At 56.5% G+C, this 17,061-nt stretch carries 14 protein-coding genes; 2 read left to right on the top strand and 12 right to left on the bottom strand.

The annotated features are described in order from the left end of the window. Positions 1–32: 32 nt before the first annotated feature. The 3 genes from AC13E3_RS20580 to AC13E3_RS20590 form a co-directional block, all read right to left on the bottom strand. Complete coding sequence (locus AC13E3_RS20580; RefSeq protein ID WP_482902454.1) at positions 33–425, bottom strand: acyl-CoA thioesterase; 393 nt, start codon at positions 423–425, stop codon at positions 33–35. Positions 426–493: 68 nt separating this feature from the next. Further along, complete coding sequence (locus AC13E3_RS20585) at positions 494–2,074, bottom strand: PQQ-dependent sugar dehydrogenase (protein WP_482902455.1); 1,581 nt, start codon at positions 2,072–2,074, stop codon at positions 494–496. 114 nt (positions 2,075–2,188) lie between these two features. Continuing rightward, a complete protein-coding gene (locus AC13E3_RS20590; RefSeq protein ID WP_008174999.1) occupies positions 2,189–2,959 on the bottom strand; it encodes a ferredoxin--NADP reductase in 771 nt (256 codons plus the stop codon). 145 nt (positions 2,960–3,104) lie between these two features. Between AC13E3_RS20590 and AC13E3_RS20595 the strand changes: the two genes are divergently transcribed. Beyond that, a complete protein-coding gene (locus tag AC13E3_RS20595) occupies positions 3,105–3,989 on the top strand; it encodes a LysR substrate-binding domain-containing protein (protein WP_092029897.1) in 885 nt (294 codons plus the stop codon). Here the strand turns inward: AC13E3_RS20595 and AC13E3_RS20600 are convergent. After that, positions 3,981–4,589, bottom strand: coding sequence for a MiaE family protein (locus AC13E3_RS20600; RefSeq protein ID WP_273083522.1), 609 nt, complete (start codon positions 4,587–4,589; stop codon positions 3,981–3,983). The two genes, AC13E3_RS20595 and AC13E3_RS20600, sit on opposite strands and share 9 nt — an antisense overlap. Before the next feature lie 256 nt (positions 4,590–4,845). Between AC13E3_RS20600 and AC13E3_RS20605 the strand changes: the two genes are divergently transcribed. Continuing rightward, positions 4,846–7,440, top strand: a complete 2,595-nt coding sequence (locus tag AC13E3_RS20605) for a bifunctional aconitate hydratase 2/2-methylisocitrate dehydratase (RefSeq protein WP_008174993.1) — start codon at positions 4,846–4,848, stop codon at positions 7,438–7,440. Positions 7,441–7,514: 74 nt separating this feature from the next. Here AC13E3_RS20605 and AC13E3_RS20610 read toward each other — a convergent pair whose 3' ends face one another. The 8 genes from AC13E3_RS20610 to mltG all read right to left on the bottom strand — a co-directional run bounded on the left by AC13E3_RS20610 (position 7,515) and on the right by mltG (position 17,056). Further along, positions 7,515–8,507 (bottom strand): zinc-dependent alcohol dehydrogenase family protein, encoded by a 993-nt coding sequence (locus AC13E3_RS20610; protein WP_008174991.1) that lies wholly within the window; start codon positions 8,505–8,507, stop codon positions 7,515–7,517. A 26-nt stretch (positions 8,508–8,533) separates the two neighbouring features. Further along, on the bottom strand, positions 8,534–9,280 hold the full coding sequence (locus tag AC13E3_RS20615) for a sulfite exporter TauE/SafE family protein (RefSeq protein ID WP_008174989.1): 747 nt from the start codon (positions 9,278–9,280) through the stop codon (positions 8,534–8,536). Between the two features lie 13 nt (positions 9,281–9,293). Continuing rightward, a complete protein-coding gene (locus AC13E3_RS20620) occupies positions 9,294–11,441 on the bottom strand; it encodes a TRAP transporter permease (RefSeq protein ID WP_008174987.1) in 2,148 nt (715 codons plus the stop codon). Positions 11,442–11,443: 2 nt separating this feature from the next. Next, the gene (locus AC13E3_RS20625) at positions 11,444–12,451 is read right to left on the bottom strand and encodes a TAXI family TRAP transporter solute-binding subunit (protein ID WP_008174985.1); all 1,008 of its coding nucleotides are present in this window, start codon (positions 12,449–12,451) and stop codon (positions 11,444–11,446) included. Between the two features lie 251 nt (positions 12,452–12,702). Beyond that, positions 12,703–14,193 carry a sodium/proline symporter PutP gene (putP, locus tag AC13E3_RS20630; RefSeq protein ID WP_008174984.1) on the bottom strand — a complete coding sequence of 497 codons (1,491 nt, stop codon included), beginning with the start codon at positions 14,191–14,193 and terminating at the stop codon, positions 12,703–12,705. 300 nt (positions 14,194–14,493) lie between these two features. Continuing rightward, a complete protein-coding gene (locus AC13E3_RS20635) occupies positions 14,494–15,273 on the bottom strand; it encodes a helix-turn-helix domain-containing protein (protein WP_008174983.1) in 780 nt (259 codons plus the stop codon). 101 nt (positions 15,274–15,374) lie between these two features. After that, entirely contained in the window at positions 15,375–16,016 is a 642-nt protein-coding gene (tmk, locus tag AC13E3_RS20640; RefSeq protein ID WP_039882076.1) for a dTMP kinase, read from the bottom strand. Further along, a complete protein-coding gene (gene mltG, locus AC13E3_RS20645) occupies positions 16,013–17,056 on the bottom strand; it encodes an endolytic transglycosylase MltG (RefSeq protein WP_008174981.1) in 1,044 nt (347 codons plus the stop codon). The genes tmk and mltG overlap by 4 nt, the downstream gene beginning before the upstream one ends. Positions 17,057–17,061 lie beyond the last annotated feature (5 nt).

A 17,061-nucleotide genomic window follows, 5' to 3' on the forward strand; every position in this document is an offset into this window, starting at 1 on the left:
AGCGCCTCCGGGAAAGTCAGAATTGTGCGCGATCACGCTACCGCATGTTCTGCCAGCCTGGCTTTTAGGTCATCCGGAATCGGCAGTGCCTTCTCGATTTCGTAATCAAAGTGAATTAACACTGCAACACCCCGGGCAATCTGCTTGTCGCCCTGCCAGGCTTCCTGAATCACATGAAACGAGGAATTGCCGATCTTACCGATACCTGTTTTGATCTTGACCGGAATATGCCAGTAGCTCTGTGCCATCAGATCAATCTCAAGTCGTGCAATGATCAGCGGCCAGGTCTCGGCTTCAAGGGTCGGGTGAAAAATACGGAAAACCGGCGTCCTGGCCTGCTCGAACCAGACCGGTAGAGTGGTATTGCTGATATGCCCGAGGGCATCGGTATCGCTGAAACGTGGTTCCAGTTCCAGATAAAACATAGCGGCTTCCCTCTTTCTGAAAACCGCCTACTATACACCGGCCGGGCCTAAAGACCCCAGAGCCGAGACTAAGGCAGGATACGCAGAATCCGTCCATCCGCACTGTCAGTGAGCAGATACACCGCTCCATCAGGCCCGGTAGCCACGTCCCGGATCCGTTCGCCAATTGCTTCGAACAAACCCTCAACGTCGCTTGCTTCGCCGGCTTCCAGTGTGACGCGGTGAACGCTTTTATCAGCAAGGGCGCCGACCAAGAGGTTTCCCTGCCAGTCCGGAAACAGCTCACCCCGATAGCGGGTCATGCCTGAGGGGGCAATTGAAGGGGTCCAGTGCAACAACGGTTGCTCCATACCTTCCCGCTCAACAAAGGGAGTGATCATCGCCCCGGTGTAATCGATGCCGTGCGTGATCACCGGCCAGCCATAGTTGTGTCCCGGCTCGATAATATTGATCTCATCACCGCCGCGAGGGCCGTGTTCATGGGCAATCAAGACGTTTTCGACGGAATCAAACACCAGCCCCTGAACGTTCCGGTGCCCGTAACTGTATATTTCCGGCAGAGCGCCTTCCCTGCCAACGAAGGGGTTGTCGGCGGGAACACTGCCATCCGGGTTCAGCCTCACGATCTTGCCCAGATGACTGGACAGGTTCTGCGCCTGCTCCCGATAGTCAAATCCGTCTCCCAGCGTCACGATCAGCGTACCATCCGGAAGCCAGGCCATTCGGCCACCGTAGTGGGCGCTGCCTTCCTTGGCCGGCTTGGCACGGAATATCTCGACAACCTCCGTCAAGGCCTCCGCCTGCAACTGACCACGGGCCACGCACAGGTGATTCGCAGAGGCCGTCCCGCAAGCGTAGGCGAGAAAGACCAGTTGGTTATTCTCAAAGTCCGGCGACAACAGCACACCGAACAGACCTGCCTGAGCATCATTGAAAACCGGCGGAACTCCGGTAATCGGCGCCTGGCCGAGCTCCCACTCCTCTGAAATCATCCGCAACCGCCCTGCCCGCTCCGTCACAAGGGCGCCACCACCGGGAAGAAACGCCAGGGACCAGGGATGCTCCAGCCCGGAAGTCAACGTCTCGACGGTGTAGTCGCTCAAGGACTGGGCCTGTGTCGGACCTGGCAGCGCCCCGAGGCCAACCGCCAGGCAAATGGCCAGCAGGGTTCCTGAGGCGTGGCTACTGACCCCGGTGGCAGGCCTGGCAGTAAGTCTGGCGAACAGGGCTCCGGCAAATGCGGCGGTTAACAGCATGGCAAGCAGACCTCCCCCGGTTCGGGTCGCCGCAATCAGGGTTGGCATGGGAGCCAGGGCATTAACCAACACTAGTGCAACCCACAGCCCGGATGCCCCGGCCAGGGCGAACAGTGGCACCCGAAGTCCGCGCCCCACGAAACGGGAAACGACGGCCGCAGCGCCCTGGGAAATAAGGAAACTGAGTCCAAAGAGGAGCAGGTAGAGCGGCGCAAAAGAGACCAGATCATGCCCGGTGGCAGAAATGCGAGCTTCAAGCCCAACCGCTACACCCATAGCCTGAAGGGCCCACAGATTTAGCTGGGTCTGAACTACGGTGCCAAGAATTACCCCGACCGCCAGTGCCACCAAAAAGCTGATGACGTTTCTCTTCGTTAACTGCCGTCCTGCCATTGCTCCGCCTCCAAAGCCCTTTGCCGTTTATACGACCCATTCTGTCAGATACAAACACAAAAAAGCCGGAGCATCACGCTCCGGCTTTTTTCGAGGCGGATTCAGCCCGCGAGCTCACTGCTCCACGAACGCCCGCTCAATCACGTAATGACCCATATCGCCGCCCCGGGCTTCCTTGAAGCCCATGTTGTTCAGGATGGCGCAGGTGTCCTTGAGCATGCTTGGACTGCCGCAGATCATGAACCGGTCATTCTCCGGGTCAAAATCCGGCAGGTCGAGATCACGGGTGATTTTGCCGGTTTCCATGGCATCGGTCAGCCTCCCCTGGTTGCGGAAGTCTTCCCGCGTTACGGTCGGATAGTAAACCAGCTTGCCCTGGACCATTTCGCCGAAGTATTCGTTCTCCGGCAGCTCCTCGATCTCCTTCTGATAAGCCAGCTCGGAGACGTAACGCACGCCATGGGTCAGAATAACCTTATCGAACGCCTCGTAGACTTCCGGGTCCTTGATGATGCTCATGAAAGGCGCCAAACCAGTGCCGGTGCTGATCAGCCACAGATTCTTTCCGGGCAGAAGGTTGTCCAGAATCAGCGTCCCTGTCGGCTTGCGGCTCACCAGAATTTCGTCACCTACCTGGATTTTCTGAAGGCGGGAGGTCAGTGGGCCGTCCTGGACCTTGATCGAGAAGAACTCAAGCTCTTCCTCGTAATTGGCACTGGCGATACTGTAAGCGCGCATCAAAGGCTTACCCTCGGTCTCCAGGCCGATCATGACAAAGTGCCCGTTCTTGAAACGGAAGCCCGGATCACGGCTTGTGGTAAAGCTGAACAGGGTATCGTTCCAGTGATGGACGCTGGTAACTTTCTCTTTAATCAGGTTGCTCATGTAAACCTCTTGCCTGTTCGTTACGCTTTCTTACGGCGAATGATTCAATTTTGGATTGCGCTAAGTCTAACCCGACACTAACCTATCGGGAAAATGGGATATTCTCATAACCTTATTCGAGTGAGCCGATTAAGAGCGAAAAGTTATGAAGTACAGTTTTCGACAGCTGGAAGTTTTCCTGGCAGCCGCCCATTTCCAGAACATTACCCGTGCTGCCGAATCGCTGGCCATGTCGCAATCGGCAGCCAGCAGTGCGCTGAAAGAACTGGAAAACCAGTTCGACATCCAGCTGTTCGACCGCGTTGGCAAACGGCTCCAGTTAAACGAGCTGGGGCGGCTTTACCGCCCCAAGGTGGAGGCCGTCCTTGCCCAGGCCAATGAACTGGAGCAGGCCTTCAGCAAACACACCGAAGCAGGTGCCCTGAAAGTGGGTGCCACTCTTACCATTGGTAACTATCTGGCCGTGGGCGTCATGGCCCAATACATGAATACCCCTACCCATCCACGGGTCTCGCTGGAGGTAGCCAACACCAGCACGATTGCCAGGCGAGTCAGGGATTTCGAGCTAGACATCGGGCTGATCGAAGGGGAGCTACAGTCGCAGGAACTGGATGTCCTGCCCTGGCGAGGCGATGAACTGGTAGTGTTCTGTTCTCCCAGTCACCCCCTGGCCAGCAAAGGTTCGCTCTCGGATGAGGACCTTCGCAACGCCACCTGGATCATGAGAGAACCAGGGTCTGGAACCCGGCAAAGCTTTGAGCGGGGTATGCACGGCCTGCTGCCCGATCTGAACGTACTGTTGGAACTGGAACACACAGAAGCCATCAAGCGCGCCGTAGAGACAGACCTCGGCATCGGCTGCCTGTCGGAAGTGGTGCTGGCCGACGCGTTCAAACGTGGCAGCCTGGTCCCGCTGACTGTTCCGGAACATCGCCGCTTTGACCGACAGTTCTACTTCATCATGCACAAACAAAAATACCGTAGCGCAGGCATTGACGCCTGGATCGATCTATGCCGACAGCTACGATGATACTGGCCCACTGTGAAACCGGAACTCGGTATCCGGGGCCTCGATCAGCTCTTTCTCGGTCGCCAGAAATTCCGAGACGCGTGCATCTATCGGGCCACCGGCAGCCTGCTCGGCCAGTTTCAGATAATCCTGATAGTGTCGGGCTTCGGATTTAAGCAGGCTGGTATAAAAATCTGCCAGTCTGTCGTCCAGAAACGGCGCCAGCGCGGCAAATCTCTCGCACGACCGCGCCTCGATAATCGCACCCACAATAAGCACATCCACCAGCCGCCCCGGATCATCCTGGCGGACCTGCTGTCTCAAGCCTGCGGCATAACGGGCCGGGGTAAGATGGCGATAGTCCACACCCCGCTTCGTCATAATCGCAAGAACCTGTTCGAAATGCCGGAGCTCTTCCCGGGCCAGTCTGGACATTTTGTTCAATAACTCGGTGTTTTCGACATACCGATACATCAGGCTTAATGCCGTCGACGCAGCTTTTTTCTCGCAATGGGCGTGATCAATCAGCATCAGATCCTGGTTGGCCAGGGCGTTGTCGATCCATTGTTTCGGGGTCCGGCACGGCAGGAAGTCGTGAATCTCTTGCAGGGCTTCATTCATGTCAGAATTCGGTCGTTGATTTGAGGTCGGCGATTATAGCTCAGATAACAGATCTCTCCGACCTCTGTCCAACTTAACTTTATAAGGGGTTTCCTATAGAATACAGCGCCAGATTAAGGAGTCTCTGAATAAATCCTGAAACCCCATCGGTGATTTGAGGCATTATTCAGAGGCTCCTGCGGCCTTTCCGCCAAAAACCTCCCGCCAGGCATGAAGCCAACGGCGCGGGACATTCCAACTGATGAGGGTCCATATCGTGTTAGAAGCCTATCGTGAACACGTTGCCGAACGTGAAGCCCTGGGTATTCCTCCCAAGCCCCTGAACGCCGAGCAGACTGCTGCTCTGGTCGATCTGCTGAAAAACCCGCCGGCCGGCGAGGAAGACACCCTGGTGTATCTCCTGGAAAACCGCGTACCGCCGGGTGTCGACGAAGCCGCCTACGTAAAGGCCGCGTTCCTGACTGCTATCGTAAAAGGCGAAGCCTCCTCTCCGCTGCTGGACAAGCCGACAGCAGTCAAGCTGCTGGGCATGATGCAGGGTGGCTATAACATTGCGACCCTGGTTGATCTTCTGGACGACTCCGAGCTGGCTGAGCTGGCCGGTGAGCAGCTGAAGCGCACCCTGCTGATGTTCGACGCCTTCAACGACGTGAAGGAAAAGATGGACGCTGGCAATCCGGTTGCCAAGGCAGTTATCGAATCCTGGGCCAACGGCGAGTGGTTCACCAATAAGAAGAAGGTACCAGAGAGCACCAAGATGGTGGTGTTCAAGGTCACTGGCGAAACCAACACCGACGACCTGTCTCCGGCTCCGGATGCCTGGTCCCGTCCGGACATCCCGCTGCATGCCCGCGCTGCCTACAAAATGGAACGCGACGGCCTGAAGCCGGAAGAGCCCGGCGTTACCGGTCCCATGAGCCAGATCGACGAGATCAAGTCCAAAGGCCTGCCTGTAGCCTTCGTAGGTGATGTTGTCGGTACCGGTTCCTCCCGTAAGTCGGCCACCAACTCCGTTCTGTGGTTCTTCGGTGACGACATTCCGGGCGTGCCGAACAAGCGTGCCGGCGGTGTCTGCATCGGTAACAAGGTCGCTCCCATCTTCTTCAACACCATGGAAGATGCCGGTGCCCTGGTGTTCGAAGCCCCCGTCGACGACATGAACATGGGCGATGTTATCGAGATCCGCCCGTATGACGGCAAGATCCTGAACGAGGCCGGCGAGACTATCTCCGAGTTCAAGTTCAAGTCTGATGTGATCCTGGACGAAGTTCAGGCCGGCGGCCGTATCCCGCTGATCATCGGCCGTGGCCTGACTGCCAAGGCCCGCACAGCACTGGGCATGGGCGCGACCGACCTGTTCCGCTTGCCAAAAGATCCCGAAGCCGGCACCAAAGGCTTCACCCTGGCCCAGAAGATGGTTGGCAAGGCCTGTGGCCTGGAAGAAGGCAAAGGCGTTCGTCCGAACACCTACTGCGAGCCGCACATGACCACCGTAGGCTCCCAGGACACCACCGGTCCGATGACCCGGGACGAACTCAAAGACTTGGCGTGTCTTGGCTTCCAGGCTGACCTGGTTATGCAGTCTTTCTGCCACACCGCTGCCTACCCGAAGCCGGTTGACGTGGAAATGCAGCACACCATGCCGGACTTTATCCGTACCCGCGGCGGTGTTTCACTGCGCCCGGGCGACGGCATCATCCACTCCTGGCTGAACCGCATGCTGCTGCCGGACACCGTGGGCACCGGTGGTGACTCCCACACCCGTTTCCCGATGGGCATCTCCTTCCCCGCCGGTTCCGGTCTGGTAGCGTTTGCCGCGGCGACCGGCGTTATGCCTCTGGACATGCCGGAATCCGTTCTGGTTCGCTTCAAGGGCGAAATGCAGCCCGGCATCACCCTGCGCGATCTGGTACACGCCATCCCGCTGTACGGCATCAAGCAAGGCATGCTGACCGTTGAGAAGAAAGGCAAGATCAACGAATTCTCCGGCCGCATCCTGGAAATTGAAGGCCTTGAGCACCTGACCGTTGAGCAGGCGTTCGAGTTGTCTGACGCTTCCGCCGAGCGTTCCGCCGCGGGTTGTACCATCAACCTGTCTGAAGACTCCGTGGCCGAGTACCTGCGTTCCAACATCACCATGTTGCGCTGGATGATTGCCGAGGGTTACGGCGATCCGCGTACCCTGGAGCGTCGTGCCCAGCAGATGGAAGAGTGGCTGGCTGATCCGAAGCTCATGCGTGCCGACAAAGATGCCGAGTATGCACACGTCATCGAAATCGATCTGGCTGACATCAAAGAGCCGATCGTATGCTGCCCGAATGATCCGGACGATGCCAAGTTCCTGTCCGAAGTGGCTGGCGACAAGGTTGACGAAGTATTCATTGGCTCCTGCATGACCAACATCGGTCACTTCCGCGCCGCCGGCAAACTGCTTGAGCAGCACAAAGGCCCGCTGAGCACGCGTCTGTGGATGTCGCCGCCGACCAAGATGGATCAGGCGCAGCTGATGGAAGAAGGTTACTTCAACACCTACGGCACCGCCGGTGTTCGCACCGAGATGCCGGGCTGCTCCCTGTGCATGGGTAACCAGGCACGCGTAGCTCCGAAGTCGACGGTACTGTCCACTTCCACCCGTAACTTCCCGAACCGCCTCGGCGATGGTGCCAACGTGTACCTGACGTCTGCGGAACTGGCGGCTGTGGGTGCGGTTCTGGGCAAACTCCCCTCCCCTGCGGAGTACATGGAGTACGCGAAGGACCTGAACAGCATGTCGAAAGAGATCTACAAGTATCTCAACTTCGACCAGATGGAGAACTACACCAAGAAGGCTGCTGAGGCGAATGTCGCCTGAGCATCAAGCCTTTACGGTAATCTCCACGAAAAACGCCAGCCCTCGGGCTGGCGTTTTTTTATGCCCCGAAAAGCTTATCGCTCAAGCAGGATTTTGCCGACAGCCTCACCCGACTCAATACGACGATGCGCGTCACTGATCTGGGTGAACTTGTAGCGTTGAGTATCCAGCAACGGTTTGACCTTGCCCTGCTCCAGCATGTCACACAATGCCTTCACCAATCGTGGCTGATCGTCCATGCCGATCCCGTGTAATAGCGAAATCGAACGGAAGATCACGTGCAGGGTCAGACTCTTGGCGTGCATCTGACTGAGATCATGGGTTGACCGGGTATTGATTGAGCACAGGCGACCATTCACTGCCGCGGCCTCAATGGACTTGTCCACGTTTCCACCACCGACGGTATCGAACACCAGGCTGAAGCCCTTGCCGTTTGTCAGGCGCTGCTTGTAGTCCTCTACCGACTCATCCCGGTAAAAGATAATGTCGTCGGCACCCAGTGCCCGCGCCTGCTCCGCTTTCGCTTCGTTTGAGACGGTGGTGGCGACCCGGGCACCCAGGTATTTGGCAATCTGGATGGCAACGTGGCCGACGCCACCGGTGCCGGCATGAATCAGCACATGCTCACCGGGCTGAATCCCCGCCCGATCGACCAGGGCGCTCCAGGCAGTCAGGAACACCAGCGGCAATGCCGCACAATCAGCCAGAGGCAATTCCATGGCCGGAGTACGCTTACCCAGCAATCGAACATCGGCGATCATGAAATCTGCCAGCGCGCCCTGCCAGCCCCCGACGCCACCGGCGCATCCAAACACTTCATCGCCTTCGGCAAAGCCGGCCACACCGGGGCCAACCTTATCCACCACTCCCGAGACGTCACCATTCAGGATCGCGGGCATTGCCGGGCCGGTTTTCACCAGCCCTGAACGAATTTTGGTTTCGAGCGGGTTCACACTGGAAGCCACCACCCTGATGCGAACCTGACCTTCATCAGGCTCTGGTGTGTCCACTTCCCGCTCAACGAACACATCCGGCCCGCCAAACTCTTCAATGACCATTGCTTTCATTTTTTCTATACCTCCTCAAATCATGATCAGTACAGGATCAGTCGAACCAGAATAGCCGCCACCATTATCAGGGTTATTCCCTTGACCCAGCGCGCGCCCTGCTTGCTCATGTTTACCCGGGTTGCTATAAAGGCACCGGTGACATTGCCAAGAGCCAGGGTCAGCCCGACACTCCAGCGCACCTGATCGTTGATAGCGAATACCACCAGCGCGGCAAAGGTAAAGGGCAGCACGATGGAAACCTTGAGCACGTTCACCTGCCTCAGGTCGATTTTCAGCATGTGGTAAAGCACCACGATGAACAGCACACCAACGCCGACCTGTATAAACCCGCCGTACATGCCAACCACAAACATCGCCAGGTAGATGCCCGGACTCAGCCGGTCTGTGGTCAGGGGGCGGGTATTCAGTGAGGGCTGAGGTAACAGCATGAATACCGAGGCACCGATCATGGCCGACACCAGGACGACCTCGAACACCGCGTCTGACACCCAGGTCGCAACCCAGGCGCCCAGGAGCGAACCGAGAATTGCCGGCACAGCAAGGTGCAGACTGACCATCAGGTTGCCATGCCCCATGCGGTAGAAACTGCCCACCGCAGTGATGCTCTGCAACGTAATGGCCACCCGATTGGTACCGTTGGCCACCTGCGGCGGCAACCCCAGGAACATAAGCAACGGGAGGGTCAGCATGGACCCTCCCGCGGACAACACGTTAATGAAGCCGGCAATGCCACCCAGCGCTAACAGAGCCAGGATCTCAAACAGTGTCATCGTCAGGGTCCTGTCATGCAGCTGCTGGCGTGGCCATCCGGCGGCCCTGGCGGCTACTCCACACGAACGCAAAGACAAAGATCACCAGGCCAGCGCCATCCAGCAGCACCTGGCCATGGGGCCAGAGCATCAACAAACCGATGGGGAACATCAGCAGACGCACCACTGGATTCAGCGGATGCTCAAGGTATCCTTCAAGCCCCGCTACGATGGCGTAAACGCCGAATAACGCGAAGCAGAACACCTGAATCATTTCGGTGAAGTTCCCGGTAATCAACGGTGAGTAGGCGAACAGTAGCGGCACTATGTAAAGGCCCTTGGCCAACTTCCAGGCGGTAAAGCCGGTCCGCATCTGTGGTGTGCCGGCAATCGCCGCCGCGGCGAAGGCCGTGAGACAGACCGGCGGTGTCACGTTGGAGTCCTGGGATAACCAGAAGATCACCATATGCGCCGCCACCAGGGTTATCGACAGGGTTGCCGGTGACAGTGCCTGCTCAAGCAGCTGACTGCTGAAGGTGTCCGGAACGGAGGCCAGCAGTTGCTGCGCCGTAGCCGTGTCCATGGGCGCATTCAGCAACTCCATTTTATCGGGTGCTACCAGCATGAAGATGGACTTGGCCTGCTCCGGGAGGTTGCCACTCACAAGCAGGTCCAGCAGCTGACTCTGTGCAATCAGGTTGTAGATAGCCGGCGCGGAGAGTGTGGCGAGCACGATATAAGCTGCCGTTACCGGCAGGCCCATACCAAGGATGAGCGACGCCAGGGCGACCAGCAGGATGGTGATCAACAGGCTGCCACCGGCCCAGTCAGTAATCATGATTGAAAAAGTATTGCCGATCCCGGTAGTGGACACCACCATCACTATCAGCCCCACAGTGATCAGCAGAATCGCTGTTGTGGTGATATTGCGGGCACCCATCACCAGGGCGTCCAGAATGTCCCGAGGCCCCATGGGATGCTTCGACAGCCACGAGGCGACGATCACGGAGAGGATGGCTATTCCGGCCGCGTAGGTAGGCGTGAATCCATAAACCAGCGCTGCAACCAACACCACCAAGGGCATCAGAAAATGCCAGCCATCTTTCAGCACCTCTTTCAACGTAGGCGCTTCAGCATCCTCCAGCCGGGTGGCGTGGCTGCGTTTGGCTTCAATACGGACAAACATGGCCACCGAAAGGAAGTAGAGCAGCGCCGGCAATGCGGCGACAGAAATGATCGTGAGATAGGACACCTGCGTATAAGAGGCCATAATAAAGGCCCCCGCGCCCATCACCGGTGGCATCAGCTGACCACCCGTCGAGGCCGCTGCCTCAACCCCTGCAGCAAAACGGGCAGGGAAACCGGCCTTACGCATCAGCGGAATCGTGATCACACCGGTAGATACAGTATTAGCGACACTTGAGCCAGACACCGAACCCATCAGTCCTGAAGAAAATACGGCAACGAATCCCGGGCCGCCAACGAAGCGCCCCGCAGCGCAGCGAGCAAGCTCAATGATAAAGTCTCCGGCACCGGACTTTACCAGGAAGGCCCCAAACAGAATAAACATGAAGACATAGGTCCAGGAGATCCGGGCAATCGACCCAAGCATACCCTGCCCGCCAATGTAGGAGCGAAACAGCACAGTCTCCCAGGTGAGCCCCGGGAAATTAAAAATGCCGTCAACATACTGGCCCCACCAGGCGACATAGGATAACGCCAGAATGCACAGTACCGGGATAAACCAACCCACTGTTCTGCGGCCAAATTCAAGGATCAGCAATACCGCTGCAATCGAGACGATCCAGTCACCGGTACTGAAATTAACGCCTCGCTCATAGAGCGCGTTCTCGAACAGAATCAGGTAAGCGGCACAGGCCATCGCCGCCAGACCAAGAAAAACATCGATGCCAAGCACAGCCCGCTTACCAGCCACTGAGCGAGCCTTGAACATGGGGGTGGTCAACGCACAGATCAGTCCGAAAAGACCAAAGTGCAAAGCTGAGGTCCAGAGCTCTGACAGCGTAGAAACCGTGTTGAAATAGAGGTGTATCAGTGAGGTGAGAATCGCGAGGCCAAAAATCACCGGCCCGAAGAGCCGGTGATCAAGGCGTTCGCCAGCTTCGCTGGCACTTTCATCACGGACCTCGCTGAGAGGCCCGCCTGTTGATTGGTCTGCCACAACTACTCCGCAATCAGCCGTTCTGGAATCTCAATTCCCTGCTCACGGTAAAAACGCGCAGCCCCGGGATGCAGCGGCATCGGCAGACCGGCAATCGCTTTCTCCAGCGCCATGGCCTTGGTTGCCGGATGAATGTTATTCAGAAACGCCAGGTTGGCATAAATTGTCTTGGTGATTTGATACACGTCCTCTTCCGGGACATCCGCTCGGGCCGCCATGATGTTCGGCTGGGCGATAGTATTGATGTCCTTGTCCTGGTTCGGATAGGTACCAGCCGGGATCAGGTAGGGCGTCCAGAGCTCAAAATCACTGTTCACCTCGGCCAGCTGCGCCTCGGTAAAGTCCAGTGTTGTTATTTCGCCACCGAGGTTGGCGTAGGCACGGGTAACCGCAGATGCGGGGACACCGGCCGGAATGTTCATACCATCGATGTTTCCATTCTGCATGGCGTCAGCGCTGGGACCATAGCCGAGATAGGCGATGTCCACCTGCTCCAGATCAATTCCGACCTTGCCCAGGATAAAACGACCGGAACCTTCAGTACCGGAATTCCGGGCTCCAATAGAGAAGCTCTCATCGTAAAGGTTGGTCATATCCGAAATAGTACCGGTCTCAACCACGTTGTTACGGACCACAAAATGCTCAACGTTCTGCCAAAGCATGGAAACCGAGCGCAGATTTTTATAGGCCTGTGGTACTGGCCCTGTGCCGTTCCAGGCGTAGGCGCCGTATAGCCCCTGCAAAATACCGAACTGGATCTGCCCCTCGTCCATCAACTTCAGATTTTCGCCTGATCCGGCTGAACTGATGGCGGACACGGAAATATTGGTCGTTGGTTCCAGTTTTACCTTAACCAACGTGGAAATAGCGACGCCAACCGGATAGTAGGTGCCACCCGTAGTCGCAGTGCCCATTACATAATTACCCTCGGCGTGCACCCCCGAGGAAAAAGAAACCATAGCCGCCGCAAGCAGGCTCAGTGTTGATTTCAGATATCGATTGTTTCTCATAACCCTTTGTCCTTTCGCGATTATTGTTTTCTCAAGCTGGAATCTGACCTTAATTAATGTAGCGGCTCGGACAGAGATCTACCAGCTCAAATCATGAACCATCGCCTATGGTCTAAGTCATTCCAGCTTCCACCAACAGGCCTCCGGCGTCAGATACAACAAACCCCCGCCCTTGAGGCGAGGGTTTGTTGACATCAGCACGACTCGCATAAGCGCCAAACCTGAAGTTCCGGCGCCCAGCTGCTAGCGCCCTAGCGTGTAATGTGCTGATACTCGTTTGCGTCTTCGGTAGCCATACTCACCGCAACAATGGCGATGAAAGCAGCAATAAAGCCAGGAATGATCTCATAAACACCAGGACCACCCATAAACTCACCGTTCCAACCCAGAGAAATCCAGATCATAACCGTAGCTGCACCCACTACCATGCCAGCAATGGCACCGGCACCATTCGTGCGCGGCCACATCAGCGACAGGATAATCAGCGGACCAAAAGCTGCACCGAAGCCGGCCCAGGCATTACTGACAAGGGCCAGAACCTGTGAATTCGGATCGGATGCAATGACCGCGGCAACCAGGCCAACCAGCACCACACACACCCGGCCAATATTGACGCACTCCTTATCGGTTGCTTCCTTGCGCAGGAACAGTCGATAGAAATCTTCAGTCAAAGAAGATGAAGACACCAGCAACTGACTCGAGATGGTGCTCATAACTGCCGCAAGCAGAGCTGCATACAGGAAACCGGTGATCAGCGGATGGAACAGCAGATCGGACAGAATGATGAAGATCGTTTCCGGATCCGCAATATCCATACCGTTACGAACGGCATACGCCCGGCCGAAAACACCCAGCGAGATCGCACCAATCAGGGAGATACCCATCCAGCCCATGCCAATATTACGGGCAATCGGAACATCCTTCAGGGTACGGATGGCCATAAAGCGCACGATAATGTGAGGCTGACCGAAATACCCCAGGCCCCAGGTAACCGCAGACAACCAACCGATGAAGGTCAGGCCTTCCGTCCATGACAGAAGCGTGGGATCGACCGAGTTCAGAGTTTCAGCAGCCTGGCCAAAACCGCCACCGCCTTCTCCGAATAGCACAACCGCGGGCATGATCACCAGTGCCAGCATCATGATGCAGCCCTGCACGAAGTCCGTCATGCTTACTGCCAGGAAACCACCCACAACGGTGTAGGCCAGCACCACGCCCAGCGTAATGACAATACCCACCGCGTAATCACTCAAGCCACCAAAGTTGAAAATACCGGAAAACGCACTTTCAAACAGTTTGCCGCCAGCAACCAGACCGGACGCAGTGTAAACCGCAAAAAAGATGACGATAACGATAGCGGATACCGTTCTCAGCGATAACGCCTGAGTCGGGAAGCGGTTAGCAAGGAAAGACGGAATGGTAATGGCATTCCCATAGTGAACCGTCTGTTCCCGAAGGCGCGGTGCAACCAGCGTCCAGTTGAAAAACGCACCGACAAAGAGGCCAATACCGATCCACGCGGAACCCAGGCCAGATACATACAAAGCTCCGGGAAGACCCAGAAGCAGCCAACCACTCATATCCGAGGCACCCGCCGAAAGGGCGGCCACTTTCGGACTGAGCGCCCGTCCGCCTAGCATGTAATCCTCAGATGATGAGGTAGATCTGCGCATCGCGAATATGCCAATGGCAATCATGAGCGCAAAATATGCAAAGAGACTTATCCAAACACCAATAGCCATAGGGCTCCTCCGGTTTAATGAGTCGGAATCAGGTTCGCTCGCGAAGCACAGAACTGACCTGCCGACAACGCGCTGCACTGTTCTTCTTGTTCACACGAAAATTGTTCCTTATCGGAACGGGATTGTTCAGTGACTCACCTGCGCGGCGTGATCCTCATCTCGGGTTCTTGACGCCAATGCAGTCAGCCATTCAAGCCAGGCTCCCAACCGCTATAAGTTAGTATTACTACGGACGCCAGGCTTACGAAATCCTACGATTCTTTTGCACAATCCTACGGTTGTAGGGCTCAGAACACGGAATCAGGCAGCGTAAGCACCCGCCTGTAGCCTGGACGGCGTGGTTCCCTTGTATTTTCGTAACGCGTTGGTCAAAGCGCTCTGAGATGAGAAGCCGGTTCTGTAACTGATTTCAGATACCGAGAGTGACGTTGAGACAAGAAGTTCAGAGGCCTGCTCCAGACGCGTCTGAAGAAGGAATTGATGGGGCGTTATACCAGCGGCATCCCTGAATACCTCGTGAAAGCGGCTGACACTGAGACAGGCCTTCCCCGCCATTTCCTCAACGGTGATTTTTCGGTGCAGGTTATTGAGGATGTACGATCGAACGACTTCCGGGCTTACGGGGTTCCGATCGGGAGATTGCGTCTGCCCGCCGGCTATCCTGTCGGCCATGCAGTAGAGAATACTGGTAGCCAGGTGCTGCTGGAGCGTTGCGTTCTCTGGCGCGCGATCAAATTCGGTAGCGGTGAACTGGACAAAGCCCTGCAAACGACTGTCCATTTGCAGGGTGCGCGGCTTCTCAAAGACTCGCATCATCCGCTCGTAATCCGCATGGGCCGGAGTGTTAAACGCGGGAGTCAGTGGATCAAGATTAATGACCAGAACATGGTTGGAGTGACTGCCACAAAAATCGTGCTGGGCTTCCGTGGGCACGAAACAGGCTCTCCAGGTATCCAGACGAGCCCCTGTCCCGTCGACACTCAGTTCGGCTTCCCCTCTGACACCGATCACGATCTGATGATGTTCGTGGCGGTGCTGATGCGCTGCGCTGGGGAGTTTTAGAAGTTTTGCGTCGACCATCAAGACTGCCAGTCTTTAATTGAGAATGTACATCAATTAAAGCAGAACCTTACAAAAAGTGCACGAATGAAGGCTAAACCTCCAAAACTACCAAGCTGGCCTCAGCCATGACCAGTCGGGCTCAATAAACCGGTAAGCAGCTGGACAACCTCCTCGGAAACCTGATTCAGTGGGCGCGCCGCGTTGATAATATGATATCTATCCGGGGCCTCATTGGCACGGTCGAGGTAGGTATTTCTGATTCGCTGAAAAAACTCCAGATCTTCCTGCTCAAACCGGTCCAGTTCACCCCGACGCCTTGCTCTGGCCATTCCGGTTTCCACTGGCGCATCGAACAATATCACGTGATCAGGACGGACGTTACCCTGAACCAGGTTTTCCAGCAATGCAATCCGCTCCTGCGACACACCGCGCCCACCTCCCTGATAGGCAAATGTGGCATCGGTGAACCGGTCGCACAGCACCCACTGACCAGCGTCGAGTGCCGGCAGGATTCTCGTATGTAAGTGCTGGGCGCGGGCTGCAAACATCAACAGCAGTTCCGTGGTTTCGTGAACCACCTCATCCCGGGTTGCCAGCAGCAGCTCGCGAATGTGCTCGGCCATGGGGGTGCCGCCAGGCTCACGGGTTACCAACACATCCACACCGAGGTTCTCGAGGGTACTGGCGGCATTCGCCAACTGAGTGGACTTGCCAACGCCTTCTGTACCTTCAAACGTAATGAATTGCCCTCTCATGCTCATTCTCCACCCTGCTTAACCGAGGAGCGGTAATCCTCACGTCGGTTAAGCTGAAACTCACGCACAGCCTTCTGGTGTTCCGCCAGTGTGCGTGAAAATTTGTGGGTACCATCGCCACGGGCAACGAAATAGAGCGCATCTCCATCATCCGGATGCAGGGTCGCGTGAATGGATTCACGGCCAGGCAGGGCGATGGGCGTTGGGGGCAGTCCATTGATTCTGTATGTGTTGTAGGGCGTGTAGGTGCGCAGATCCTTACGGCCGATACGGCCCTGATAACTATCGCCCATACCATAAATAACCGTGGGATCGGTTTGCAGGCGCATTCCCTTCTGGAGGCGGCGAACAAATACCCCTGCAACCTGGTCGCGCTCTTCCGGGGCGCCAGTTTCGCGCTCCACAATAGAGGCCATGATCAGAGCTTCATAGGGGTTTTCATAGGGCAACCCATCTTCCCGTGCTGCCCACTCCTCAGCCAGCACTGATTCCATACGGCTGAAGGCACGCCTCAGAAGATCCAGATCGGACTCGGTGCTGGTAAAGGCGTAGGTATCCGGGAAAAACCGCCCCTCAGGATGCTCCCCTTCCGCACCGACAGCCGCCATGATCTTTTCACTGGACCACTCGCCTGTGAGCTTTTGCAATCGCTCGGCGTTTGCCAGTGCTGCCCTCATATCCTGAAAAGTCCATCCCTCGATAAATTGCACATACCAGTGCTTGGTATCGCCGGAGACCATGATGCCAATCATGTCGACGGGACTCATGCCATCAAGGAATTCATACTCGCCAGCCTTGATCCGGGTCTGCCCAGGGTCAAGGCGACCATATAGCCTGAGCCACAGCCGGTCCGAGACCAATCCTTCATCTTCAAGGCGACCCGCCACTTCCGTGAAAGACGCACCCTGGGGAACCTGAAAAAGCAGCGGCTCTTCGAACTCGACTGGCTTTTCAAGGCCTTTCAAGCCTTGCCACACCCACAGACCGGTTCCCGCTGAGATCAGGACAGCAGCACAAACACACGCAAGCAATAACTTCTTGAACAAACGAT

It is taken from the genome of Marinobacter sp. L-80 (assembly GCF_056859395.1).